The organism is Micromonospora sp. AB353, from assembly GCF_049538395.1.
GTDB classification, from domain to species: Bacteria; Actinomycetota; Actinomycetes; order Mycobacteriales; family Micromonosporaceae; genus Micromonospora; species Micromonospora aurantiaca.
Map to the genome: position 1 here is coordinate 1 of NZ_JBMVFV010000125.1, position 11,406 is coordinate 11,406.

General features: G+C 73.3%; 11 protein-coding genes and 3 tRNA genes. 6 read left to right on the plus strand and 8 right to left on the minus strand.

Annotated elements, in window-relative coordinates:
- Nucleotides 1–16 precede the first annotated feature (16 nt).
- From ACPCK6_RS28200 to ACPCK6_RS28215, 4 genes are all read right to left on the minus strand, one after another.
- Nucleotides 17–835, minus strand: a complete 819-nt coding sequence (locus tag ACPCK6_RS28200; RefSeq protein WP_423482714.1) for an isocitrate lyase/PEP mutase family protein — start codon at nucleotides 833–835, stop codon at nucleotides 17–19.
- A gap of 113 nt (nucleotides 836–948) precedes the next feature.
- Nucleotides 949–1,023, minus strand: a tRNA-Val gene (locus ACPCK6_RS28205).
- A gap of 12 nt (nucleotides 1,024–1,035) precedes the next feature.
- A tRNA-Cys gene (locus ACPCK6_RS28210) sits at nucleotides 1,036–1,106 on the minus strand.
- 34 nt (nucleotides 1,107–1,140) lie between these two features.
- Nucleotides 1,141–1,213: transfer RNA gene (locus ACPCK6_RS28215), tRNA-Gly, on the minus strand.
- Between the two features lie 274 nt (nucleotides 1,214–1,487).
- On the opposite strand from ACPCK6_RS28215, the gene ACPCK6_RS28220 reads away from it, so the two are divergent.
- Nucleotides 1,488–2,090 carry a TetR/AcrR family transcriptional regulator gene (locus ACPCK6_RS28220; protein ID WP_396883856.1) on the plus strand — a complete coding sequence of 201 codons (603 nt, stop codon included), beginning with the start codon at nucleotides 1,488–1,490 and terminating at the stop codon, nucleotides 2,088–2,090.
- 17 nt (nucleotides 2,091–2,107) lie between these two features.
- Here ACPCK6_RS28220 and ACPCK6_RS28225 read toward each other — a convergent pair whose 3' ends face one another.
- Entirely contained in the window at nucleotides 2,108–2,941 is an 834-nt protein-coding gene (locus tag ACPCK6_RS28225; RefSeq protein ID WP_423482715.1) for a hypothetical protein, read from the minus strand.
- A 189-nt stretch (nucleotides 2,942–3,130) separates the two neighbouring features.
- Here ACPCK6_RS28225 and ACPCK6_RS28230 point away from each other — a divergent pair, with 189 nt between their 5' ends.
- Complete coding sequence (locus ACPCK6_RS28230; RefSeq protein ID WP_396883858.1) at nucleotides 3,131–3,799, plus strand: class I SAM-dependent methyltransferase; 669 nt, start codon at nucleotides 3,131–3,133, stop codon at nucleotides 3,797–3,799.
- Between the two features lie 9 nt (nucleotides 3,800–3,808).
- Complete coding sequence (locus ACPCK6_RS28235; protein ID WP_396883859.1) at nucleotides 3,809–4,972, plus strand: cytochrome P450; 1,164 nt, start codon at nucleotides 3,809–3,811, stop codon at nucleotides 4,970–4,972.
- A gap of 60 nt (nucleotides 4,973–5,032) precedes the next feature.
- Here the strand turns inward: ACPCK6_RS28235 and bioD are convergent, their stop codons facing one another.
- A complete protein-coding gene (gene bioD, locus ACPCK6_RS28240; RefSeq protein ID WP_396883860.1) occupies nucleotides 5,033–5,761 on the minus strand; it encodes a dethiobiotin synthase in 729 nt (242 codons plus the stop codon).
- Nucleotides 5,758–6,894 carry an 8-amino-7-oxononanoate synthase gene (locus ACPCK6_RS28245; protein WP_423482716.1) on the minus strand — a complete coding sequence of 379 codons (1,137 nt, stop codon included), beginning with the start codon at nucleotides 6,892–6,894 and terminating at the stop codon, nucleotides 5,758–5,760. Before ACPCK6_RS28245 ends, bioD begins: the two co-directional genes overlap by 4 nt.
- A gap of 161 nt (nucleotides 6,895–7,055) precedes the next feature.
- On the opposite strand from ACPCK6_RS28245, the gene bioB reads away from it, so the two are divergent.
- From bioB to ACPCK6_RS28260, 3 genes are read left to right on the plus strand one after another with little or no spacing between them, the layout of a single operon-like run.
- Nucleotides 7,056–8,051 (plus strand): biotin synthase BioB, encoded by a 996-nt coding sequence (gene bioB, locus ACPCK6_RS28250; protein WP_396883862.1) that lies wholly within the window; start codon nucleotides 7,056–7,058, stop codon nucleotides 8,049–8,051.
- A gap of 7 nt (nucleotides 8,052–8,058) precedes the next feature.
- Complete coding sequence (bsaP, locus tag ACPCK6_RS28255) at nucleotides 8,059–8,274, plus strand: biotin synthase auxiliary protein BsaP (RefSeq protein ID WP_396883863.1); 216 nt, start codon at nucleotides 8,059–8,061, stop codon at nucleotides 8,272–8,274.
- Nucleotides 8,275–8,277: 3 nt separating this feature from the next.
- On the plus strand, nucleotides 8,278–8,784 hold the full coding sequence (locus ACPCK6_RS28260) for a GNAT family N-acetyltransferase (protein ID WP_396883864.1): 507 nt from the start codon (nucleotides 8,278–8,280) through the stop codon (nucleotides 8,782–8,784).
- 62 nt (nucleotides 8,785–8,846) lie between these two features.
- On the opposite strand, the gene ACPCK6_RS28265 is transcribed toward ACPCK6_RS28260, so the two are convergent.
- The gene (locus ACPCK6_RS28265) at nucleotides 8,847–11,282 is read right to left on the minus strand and encodes a non-reducing end alpha-L-arabinofuranosidase family hydrolase (RefSeq protein ID WP_423482717.1); all 2,436 of its coding nucleotides are present in this window, start codon (nucleotides 11,280–11,282) and stop codon (nucleotides 8,847–8,849) included.
- Between the last annotated feature and the right edge of the window lie 124 nt (nucleotides 11,283–11,406).

Here is an 11,406-nt window from a genome sequence, read left to right on the forward strand (position 1 = left end):
ATGCCGCGCCGCCGGGTCAGCTCCGCATCAGCTCGTTCAGCGCGTCGAAGTCGAGCCCACCGGCGAGCGCGCCGTACGTCCCGGCGCCCAGCACCTCCGCGGCCGCCCGCTGGGCCACCGCGTACGCGGCCTCGGCCACCGCCGGGCCGATGCTCACCCGGGCCACGCCGAGCCGCGCCAGCTCGGCGATCGGCGGCGCGCCCGGCCCGGCCAGCACGTTCAGCGGCGCCGGGATCGCCGCCGCCAGTGCGGCCACCGTCTCCGGTTCCACGGTTCCGGGTACGAAGATCCCGTCCGCGCCGGCCGCCAGGTACGCCTCGGCGCGCTCGACAGTCTCGGGTACGCCGCCGGCCCGGCGCAGATAGGTGTCCACCCGCGCGTTGACGTACAGCGGGATGCCGGCGCGGTCGGCGGCGGCCCGGATCGCGGCGAGCCGGGCGACCTGCTCGTCGGCCGGGCGCAGCGGTCCCCCGCCGTCGTGCCGGGAGTCCTCGACGTTGACGCCGACGGCCCCGGCGGCGAGCACCGCGGTGATCGTCTCGGCGACCTCGGCGGGACTGTCGCCGTACCCGGATTCGATGTCGGCGGTGACCGGTACGCGGACCGCGTCCGCCACCCGGCGGATCACGTCGACGGCGGTGTCCCGGGCGAGCACGTCGCCGTCCGGGGCGCCGCGGCTCCACGCGACGGCGGCGCTCGTGGTGGCCACCGCGTGGGCGCCGGCGGCGGCGACGATCCGGGCGCTCAGCGCGTCCCAGGCGTTGACGAGGATCAGTGGGTCGCCGGGCTGGTGCAGGGCGCGGAACCGCTGGGCTCGGGTCTGCTGATCGTCCACCGGGTCAGTCTGGGTGGGGCGGTCCGGGCGCGGCAATGGCCAGCGGCGCGGTACTGGACTGATCGACGGCGACGAGAAAGGCCGTGCCGATGAGATCGGCACGGCCTTTCCGCTGGTGGGCGATACTGGGTTTGAACCAGTGACCTCTTCCGTGTCAAGGAAGCGCGCTCCCACTGCGCCAATCGCCCTCGTCTACTGCGAGGTGGAGACGGGATTTGAACCCGTGTACACGGCTTTGCAGGCCGTTGCCTCGCCTCTCGGCCACTCCACCGAGGTTGCCCCCGAACTGCGTGGCGGCATCTCCGAGCGGACGACGGGATTCGAACCCGCGACCCTCACCTTGGCAAGGTGATGCGCTACCAGCTGCGCTACGTCCGCACGCCCCCGGTGTTATCCGGTGACGGATGAGAACTTTAGCCGAGCCCGGGAACGGTTGCCAAATCGGGGCCCCTTCCGGCGCGTCCGGATGTGGCCGGCGACTCGTGGCGCAGGCTTCCTAGGAGCCTGGGTGGTTGTCGTCGGAGGTCGGCGGGCAGGGCCGCGACCTGCGGAATCCGCGCGGCGACCCGAGTGTCCGGCATCCGACTGTCCCGCCGCCGACCGGCCGCTTCGGTAACTCCCTGTGGTCATACGGATGGGTTACCGTAACGCCGTGACGAGACGAGCCGCCGAGATCCGCCTGGACGCGCTGCTGCGTACGGCCTGCGAGGTGATCGCGGAACGAGGGCTCGCCAACACCCGCACCGCGGACGTGGCCGAGGCCGCCGGGGTCAGCCAGGCGCTCGTCTTCTACCACTTCGCGACGAAGGACCGGCTGCTCGCGCAGGCCTTCGCGTACGCGGTCGAGCAGGACCTGGCCCGCCTCGACGGCGTACTGCGCTCCTCCGCGCCGCCGCTGGCGAAACTGCGCCGGATGCTGCGCCTCTACGCGCCGACCGGCCGGGCCACCTCCTGGTCGATGTGGATCGACGGCTGGGCGGAGTCGCTGCGTACGCCGGAGCTGGAGAAGCTCTCCCGCCGCCTCGACCTGCGGTGGCGGCAGGACCTGGCCGCGGTGATCAGCGACGGGGTCGCCGAGGGCACGTTCGACTGCCCCGACCCGGCCGGCGCGGCCTGGCGGATCAGCGCGGTGATGGACGGGCTGGCGGTCCAGCTCGCGGTGCACGAGCGGGTGATCACCCGCCGGCAGATCGCCGAGTGGATCCGCCTGGTGGCAGCCCGGGAACTGGGCCTGGAACCCAGCCAGCTCGACTGACCCCACCCGCCGGCCGGTCAGTGCCAGCGGGGGCGGGGGCGTTCGAAGGGGGGCGGGAGCGTCTCCGGTTCGGCCTGTGCGGAGGGGCGCAGCAGGCGGCGCATCCGCAGCAGCAGCCCGGCGCCGAGGAACAGCAGCAACCCGCCGAGCAGGAACGCGGCCTGCACCAGGCCGAATCCACCGCTGTCCGCCACCGGCCGACCGGCCACGCCACCGGACGCCGGCGGTTCCACCACCGCCGCGTCGGTCGGTTCGTCGGTGGGCTCCTCGTCGGGCGCCTCGGTGGACGGCTCGTCGCTCGGTGTGGGCTCCGCGCTGGTCGGCGCGGGCGTCGGCGACGCCGCCTCCTCCCCCACCACCTCACGGGAGGCGGTCCGCCGGGCCAGCAGCCGCAACTGCGGGTCGTACGCCTCGGCGGCGAAGCTCACCCGGCCACGCCCGACGTCCTCGGCGAACGCCACCCGGTAGCGGGCGGTCACGGTACGGCCGGGACAGAGCACACCCGGGTCCAACTGCCGGTCGGTGAGCCGGGCGGTGTCTCCCTCGGTGCGGATCTCCAGCGGGAACGACCCGCTGTCCTCCACCCGGTCCACCTTGAGCTGGTCCAGCCGCAGGCCCTGCACCCGCACCAGCATCGACCAGCGCACCTTGACACAGCCGCCCCCGTCGGAACGGGACACCACGGCGGACAACGTCTCCACCCGGTTCCCGGCGGTGAACTCGTCCGGCAGGCCGCTCAACTCCGTGGAGAAGGCCGCCGCCGCCCGCGCCGGCAGGGCACCGCCGTACCCGGTCCCGGCCACGAAGGTCAGTACCAGTCCGATCCGCAGCGCGTGCCGCCAGCCGCTCACCACGCCTCCTCACCCTCGGTCGTGTCCACAGGCAACGCTAGGAGCGCGCCGGGCACGCCGGTAGACGGGCGTGTTCGCATCCAACGCCACAACACGGGGGTGATTTCACCGAGCGTGGTGAACCGGTCACGACCTCGCCGCGACACGCCCGGGATCGGTTCCGGAACCCCTGTGGGACACAATTCTCCGATGTCCGAGCTGTCCGCCGCGTTCGTCCGGCTGCACGCCCGCCTCGCCCCCGTGGCGTTCGTACCCGAGGTGCGCCTGCACCAGGCCGACGAGCCGATCGGTCTGTGGGAGCTGACCGAGGGCGAGTTCCGCAGCTCCCAGCCGCCGCCGTTCTGGGCGTTCGCCTGGGCCGGCGGGCAGGGCCTGGCCCGCTACGTCACCGACCACCCCGACGTGGTCGCCGGCCGCCGGGTGCTCGACCTGGCCGCCGGCTCCGGCCTGGTCGCCATCGCCGCCGCCCGCGCCGGCGCCGCCGCCGTCCGGGCGGTCGAGGTCGACGAGCGGGCCGTGGCCGCCGTCGCGCTCAACGCCGAGGCCAACGGGGTACGCGTCGACGCCGAACTCGGCGACATCCTCGACTCCGACGCGGGCGACGCGCAGGTGGTGCTGGCCGGGGACGTCTTCTACAGCGAGGCGATGGCCCGCCGGATGCTGCGTTTCCTGCTCCGGGCCGCCCGCTCCGGCGCCCGCGTGCTGGTGGGCGACCCGGGGCGGGCGTTCCTGCCGCGCGAGCGCTTCCACCAGCTGGCCGCGTACGACGTGCCGGTGTCCGAGGCGCTGGAGAGCGTACGGGTGAAGCACACCACCGTCTGGGAGCTGGACCCGAACCCGCCCGGTGCCCGCCGCTAGCGTTACCGCGTGCTGTTCCGGGGCTGGGGGGAGTCCGTCGACAGGCAGTGGCCGGACGCGGCCACCGTCGTCGACCACGTCGGCGTGCCGCACCTGGTGGTGACCCGGCACGCGCTCGTCCGCACGCTGCTCACCGACCCGGTGACGTTCCGGCCGGACAACGCGCTCGACGCGGTCACGCCGATCCCGGTGGCCGCGCTGCGGATCCTCGCCGGGCACCGGTTCCGGCTGCCGCCGACGCTGGCGAACAACGGCGGCGCGAGCCACCCGGAGATCCGCGGCATCGTCGCCGACGCGCTGCACCCGCACCGGGTGGAGGCCCAGCGCCGGTGGCTGACCGGGCTGGTCCGGGAGCGGGTGGCAGGACTGGCCGAGTCGCTGGACGCGGGCCGCCCGGTCGACCTGTACGCCGGGCTCGCCGCCGACCTGCCGCTGCTGGTGCTGGCCCGGCTGGTCGAGCTGCCGGACGCCCCGGTCGGCGCGGTGAAGGACTTCGCCCGGGCCGCGCTGGAGCTGTTCTGGGCGCCGCTTGACGAGTCCCGGCAGATGGCGCTCGCCGCCGAGGTGGGCCGGTTCCACACCGTCCTGCGGGAGTTCGCCGCCACCGGGGGCGGGCTCGCCGCGCGGCTGCGCGAGGCGGGGCACTCCCCCGACGTGGTCGTCGGTGCGCTGTTCTTCCTGCTGGTCGCCGGCCAGGAGACCACCTCGCAGTTCCTCACCCTGCTGCTGCACCGGCTGTCCGGCGAACCGGCGGTACGGGCCGGACTGCGCGCCGGTGAGATCGACGTGGACGACGTGGTCGAGGAGGGGCTGCGACTGGAGCCGCCGATCGTCACCTGGCGACGGGTCGCGGCAGTCGACACCACGCTCGGCGAGGTGCCCGTACCGGCAGGCACCAGCGTCGTGGCCTGGCTGGCCCGCGCCGGCCGCGACCCGGCGGTGGTCGAGGCGCCGGGCGAGTTCCGCCCCGGGCAACCCGGCTCGCGGCGGCACCTGGCGTTCGGCGCCGGGCCGCACCGCTGCGTCGGCGCGCAGCTGGCCCGGATGGAGGCCGCGGTGGTGGTCGCCGAGGCGGCCGCGCTGCTCGACGGGGTGACGGTGGTCCGTCCGCCGTGGTGCCCGGACAACCTCACCTTCCGGATGCCCGACGCGTTCGTGGTCCGCCGCGCCTGAGCCCGCGGGTGTTAATAGGGGGCCCTTCCTCTACCGGAGGCGTTAAGAAGGGGCCCTTCCTTACTCCTCGGCCCAGGCCCGCCAGTCGTCGAGCACGCCGTAGAGGGCGGGGGTGAGCCAGCCGGGCGCGGACCGGCGGAACACACCGGGGTCCATGCCGCCCGCGCCGGCCGGTACCGCGCCGAGCAGGTTCGGCAGCAGCTCGGACAGGTTGAGCCAGTGCACCAGTTCCGGTTCGGCCGGCCAGGCACCGATTACCACGCCGGCCGGGACGGCCCGCCGTTCCAGCGCCTCCAGCGTCAGCGCGGTGTGGTTGAGCGTGCCGAGCCCGGCCCGCGCCACCACCACCGCCGGTGCGCCGAGCGACACCGCCAGGTCGGCCACCGTCCACGGCTCGCCGGACGGGCGCAACCCCATCGGTACGAGCAGCCCGCCCGCGCCCTCGACGAGCACCAGGTCGTGCTTGTCCGCCTCCTCGCGGATCGCGTCGACGGCGTTGTACAGCTCCAGCGGCGGCAGCTCCGCCACCCGGGCCGCGGCCAGCGGGGCCAGCGGGTCGGGGTAGCTGGCGAGCGTCCGGCCCGTCAGCGGGGCGGCCAGCCGGGTCACCGCGTCGACGTCGCCGGGCTCGCCTGTCGCCGTACCCGTCTGGCCGGGCTTGACCACAGCGACCCGCAGGCCGGCCGCCTGCGCGGCGGCGGCGACGGCGGCGGTCACCACTGTCTTGCCGACCTCGGTGTCGGTGCCGGTCACCAGCACCGGCCCGGTCCAGGCGTCGCCGAAGCTCATGGCGCACACTCCACGATCACGTCCAGGGCCCGCTCGAAGCCGGCCCGGTCCACCCCGGCGCTGACGGTGAGCCGCAGCCGGGAACGGCTGTCCGGCGTGGACGGGGGACGGAAGCAGCCGACCGCCACGCCGCGGTCCCGGCAGGCGGCGGCCCAGGCGGTCGCCTCCTGCGGGCCGGGCGCGGTCACCGAGATCACGGCGCCGTCCGGGGCGGACACGGACAGCCCGGCCGCGCCGAGCCGGCGCACCGCCGCCGCGACCCGGTCGGCCAGCTCGGCGCGCAGCGCGTCACCGTCGCGGGCCAGGCGCACCGCGGCGCGGACCCCGGCCACCACGGCGGGCGGCGGCGCGGTGTCGAAGATGAACGTGCGGCCGGTCTCCACCAGGTGGCGGACGAACTCGGCCGGCCCGGCGACCACACCGCCGGCCCCGCCGAGCGCCTTGGACAGCGTTGCGGTGACCACCACGTCGGGCGCGCCGGCCAGCCCGGCGGCGGCGACCCCGCCGGCCCCGGCCGGGCCGGTCACGCCGAGCGCGTGCGCGTCGTCGACGAGCAGCAGCGCGCCGTGGCGGCGGGCCACCGCGTGCAGCTCCGCGAGCGGGGCCAGGTCACCGTCGACGGAGAAGACCGACTCGGTCACCACCACGGCGGGGCGGCCCGGCGCGGCGGCGAGCGCCGCGGCCACCGCCGCCACGTCGGCGTGCGGCGTCACGAGCGTCTCGGCGCCGGAGATCCGGCAGCCGTCGATCAGCGAGGCGTGGTTGTGGGCGTCGGAGACGAGCAGCGTCCGCGGCTGGGTCAGCCCCCGGACGGCGGCGAGGTTGGCCAGGTAGCCGGAGGAGAACACCAGCGCCCGGTCCACGCCCAGCCAGCCGGCCAGGTCGTCCTCGAGCGCGTGGTGCGCGTCGGTGGACCCGCGCACCAGACGTGACCCGGTGGCGCCCAGCCCGTACGCGGACAGGGCCTCCGCTGCGGCGGCGGTGACCTCGGGGTGGGTGGCCAGGCCGAGGTAGTCGTTGCCGGCCAGGTCGACCACGGCGTCGTCGGCGGCCCGGGGACGCAGCGTGCGGGTCAGTCCCGCCCGGGCCCGCAGCTCGGCGCGGCGGTCCAGGGCCGCCAGCCAGTCCGCCACCGTGCCGTCCCCTCCCGCCGACTCCCCGCCCCCCGCCGGGCGCTTCCGCGGGGCGAAGTTACCACCCGCGCCGAGGGCCCCGGCGTGGCGTGGTCCCGGCTCGCCGGGGGGCCGGCGGCGGTGGTTTCCCGCGCTCACGGTGGCCTGTTAGGTTACGAGCCATGCCAGAGATCCTCGACCAGGCCCGGGAGCGGGTGCTGGGCAACGGCGTCGGCCTCGACGAGGCCGGTGTCCTCGCGGTGCTGAACCTTCCCGACGAGCACCTGCCCGCCGCGCTCCAGCTCGCGCACGAGGTCCGGATGCGCTGGTGCGGTCCGGAGGTCGAGGTCGAGGGCATCGTCTCGCTGAAGACCGGCGGCTGCCCGGAGGACTGTCACTTCTGCTCCCAGTCCGGCCTGTTCACCTCGCCGGTGCGCTCGGTCTGGCTGGACATCCCCGCGCTGGTCGAGGCCGCGAAGCAGACCGCCGCGACCGGGGCGACCGAGTTCTGCATCGTGGCCGCGGTGCGCGGCCCGGACGCCCGGCTGATGAAGCAGATGCGCGACGGCGTGGCCGCCATCCGCGCCGCTGTCGACATCCAGGTCGCCGCCTCGCTCGGCATGCTCACCAAGGAGCAGGTCGACGAGCTGGTCGAGATGGGCGTCCACCGCTACAACCACAACCTGGAGACCTGCCGCTCCTACTTCCCGAACGTGGTCACCACGCACTCGTGGGAGGAGCGCTGGGAGACGCTGCGGATGGTCCGCGAGTCCGGCATGGAGGTCTGCTGCGGCGGCATCCTCGGCCTCGGCGAGACGGTCGAGCAGCGCGCCGAGTTCGCCGCGCAGCTCGCCGAGCTGGACCCGCACGAGGTGCCGCTGAACTTCCTCAACCCGCGCCCCGGCACGCCGCTGGGTGACCGCCCGGTGGTGGAGGGCAAGGACGCGCTGCGCGCCATCGCCGCGTTCCGGCTGGCCATGCCGCGCACGATCCTGCGGTACGCGGGCGGCCGCGAGCTGACCCTCGGTGACCTGGGCACCCGCGACGGTCTGCTCGGCGGCATCAACGCGGTGATCGTCGGCAACTACCTCACCACGCTGGGGCGGCCGGCGACGGCCGACCTGAAGCTGCTGGAAGATCTGAAGATGCCGGTGAAGGCGCTCTCGGCGACCCTGTGAGGCAGCGGTGACCGAATCCTCCCCCGCCACGGCGGCCCCCGCCGCGCTCTGGTGCGACAGGTGCGGCGAGTCGGTGGCGGCCGGGCCGCACCCGGCGTGCGAGACGGCACGGGCGTGGGAGCCGCCGCGCTGGTGCGCGTCCTGCCGTCGGCGGATGAAGGTGCAGGTCGTACCGGCCGGCTGGTCGGCGGTCTGCGTCGAGCACGGCGAGCGGCGGGGCTGAGGCGTGCTGCGGGGGCGGGCGGTGACGCTGCGGCCGGTGACCGACGCCGACGTGCCCGCCCTGGCCGCGATCCGGGCCACCCCGGAGGTACGCCGCTGGTGGCGCGGCGGTGACGACCTGGCCGAGTCGGTCCGGGCCGACCTGGCCGACGACGCGCTGACCGTCTACGCCGTCGAGCACGACGGCAGGCTGGTCGGCGCGATCCAGTGGTACGCCGAGACCGACCCCGACTACCGCCATGCCAGCCTGGACGTCTTCCTCGACCCGGCGGTACGTGGCTCGGGGCTGGGTGGCGACGCGATCCGCACCTTGGTCCGGCACCTGATCGACGAGTACGGCCACCACCGGTTCACCATCGACCCGGCGGCGGCGAACACGGCGGCGATCCGGGCGTACGCGAAGGTGGGGTTCCGTCCGGTGGGCATCATGCGCCGCTACGAGCGCGGGGCGGACGGGCGCTGGCACGACGCGCTGCTGATGGACCTGCTCGCCGAGGACCTGTCCGGCTGAACGAACGGGCGTGCCCGGCACCACGTGGGTGCCGGGCACGCTTTCCGGTAGCTGTGTGACGGTCAGCGCTGGAGGGTCAGCACACCCGGCCGCCACGGCAGCAGGTTGTAGTCGCCTCCCGCACTGGGGTTCTTGCCCTGGTACAGGAACTGGAGGTTGCAGGCGTCGATGGTCTTGGTCTGGTCGGGGTTGGTGCGGACCAGGTCACCGTGGCTGATGTCGTTGGTCCACGTGGCGCCGCTGTTGGCCTTGCCGGCGAACGGGTTGCTCTCCGTGGCGGCCTGCGGGGTCCACGAGCCGCTCAGGCTGTTGGACGTGAACGACCGGAAGTAGCGTCCCTGGCTCCCGATCGCCTCGACGATCATGAGGTACTGGTTCTGGCCGGCCACCTTGTAGACCTCGACGCCCTCGAACAGGTTGTTCGTCGAGTCGGTCATGATCGTCGTGTAGTTCGAGCCGAAGCTGCCCGGGAAGTTCCCAAGCGGCATGCTCGACCGGTAGATCTTGCCGTTGTCCCCGGCGAAGAACAGGTACATGTTCTGGTCGTCACCGATGAGGGTCTGGTCGATGACGCCGTACGGGGCGTCCGGCAGGGTGGCGGTGGACAGCGTCTGCGGCGCGGACCAGCCGTTGGCGTTCGTCGGGTCGCTCGACGTCTTGTAGCTGAACGAGGTCGGTCCCCACTGGTACGCCAGCACCCAGATGTTCTTCGGCGCGAAGTACAGCAGGGTGGGGGCCACGGTGCCCTGGCTCATCCCGTTCTGGCCGGCCGAGGCCATGTCGGACCAGTTGGTGAACGGGGTGAAGTTCATCGAGCTGTACTGGCCGCTGCTGTTGACGTACGACCCGTAGACCAGGTGCTTGCCGTTGTAGACCACGTTCGTGAAGTCCTTGAGCGAGACCCAGCCGTTCTGCGGGTTGGCCAGCGCGCCGGTCGACGACCACCGGTAGGTCGACGGGAGCGCGCAGCCGCCCGGCGGGGGCGTCGTGGTCGGCGGCGGCGTGGTCGGGGGCGTGGTGCCACCGAAGTCGGTCCGCCACTGCTGGTTGGTCTGCCCGTGGCAGTCGTACAGCTGGACCTGCTGGCCGTTGCCGGTGCCCCAGACGTCGAGGCAGCGGCCGGACTGGACGCCGCTGATGGTGCCGTTGGAGTTGATGTTCCACTGCTGGTTCGACTGGCCGTTGCAGTCGTAGATGATGATCGCGGTTCCGTTCGCGGTGCCCCTGGCGTTCGCGTCGAGGCACTTGCTGCCGTAGACCATCAGCTGCTTGCTGGAGGTGTACGTCCACTGCTGGTGGGACTGGCCGTTGCAGTCCCAGAGCTGGACGCGGGTGCCGTTGGTCTGGGTGGCGTTCGGTACGTCGATGCACCGGCCCGACTGCACTCCGACGATCCGGCCGGCGCCACCGCTGGGCGGCGGTCCGGTGGTCGGGGTCGTGGTCGGCCCGGAGGTCGGGGCGGCGGCGTTGAGCGCGTTGAGGACCGAGGTGTACGCGGCCTTCTTGTTGCCGCCGCCGTCGAACAGCAGCGGGCTCTCGCCTGAGCGCCACGAGTCGCTGTCGCGCACACCCCAGACGGTGATGCCGATGCACCGCGGCACGTTGATGCACGCCTGGGTCAGCCCGGCGTACTGGCTGGTCGAGGCGTTCGTGACGTCGACCTCGGTCAGCGCTACGTCGACACCCAGGGCGGCGAAGCTGGACAGCGTGGTCTGGAAGTTGCCCGGCAGCGAGCTGCCGCCGGTGAAGTGGGTCTGCAGGCCGACACAGTCGATCGGGACGCCGCGGGACTTGAAGTCCCGGATCATGTTGTAGACGCCCTGCGTCTTACCGTACGACCAGTTCTCGATGTTGTAGTCGTTGTAGCAGAGCTTCGTCGACGGGTCGGCCGCCCGCGCGGTCCGGAACGCCACCTCGATCCAGTCGTTACCGGTGCCCTGCAGATTCGACTGCCGACGGCTGCCGTCCTCGTTGAACGCCTCGTTCACCACGTCCCACGCCGCGAGCTTGCCCCGGTAGTGGGCCATCACGCCGTTGATGTGATCGATCATCGCCTGCCGCAGGTTGCTACCGCTCAGGCTCTGCATCCAGCCCGGCTGCTGCGCATGCCACGCCAGGGTGTGCCCGCGGACCTTCAAGCCCCGCTGGGTGGCCCAGTTGTAGATCTGGTCACCGGAGGAGAAGGTGAACTGGCCCCGGTTGGGCTGCGTCGCGTCCGGCTTCATCTCGTTCTCAGCCGTGATCATGTTGAACTCGCGCCCGGCGATCGTGCTGTACGTGGAGTCGCCGAGCCGGCCCGCCGCGATGGCGGTGCCGAAGTAGCGGCCCGACTGCGCGGCGGCGGCGCCCAGCGTGGACGCGGCGGCGTTCGCCGACGGCATCATCACCGCGACGGCTGCCACCGTCACGGCGCTGACCGCGCCGGCGAGCAGCGCCCGGACGGCTGGTGATCGCCGTCGCCGGCTCCCGCCGCGATGAACGGATGGGCTCATGGCCATCGTGGCCTCCTTACTGGCCAACACCCAGGCCGTCGGGGCGAAGACGACTGGACGTCTCGGTTGGGTATCTAGCTCCGTCGATGCTTTCATCGCGCATCGACGAGGACAATGGTGTTTCAGAAAC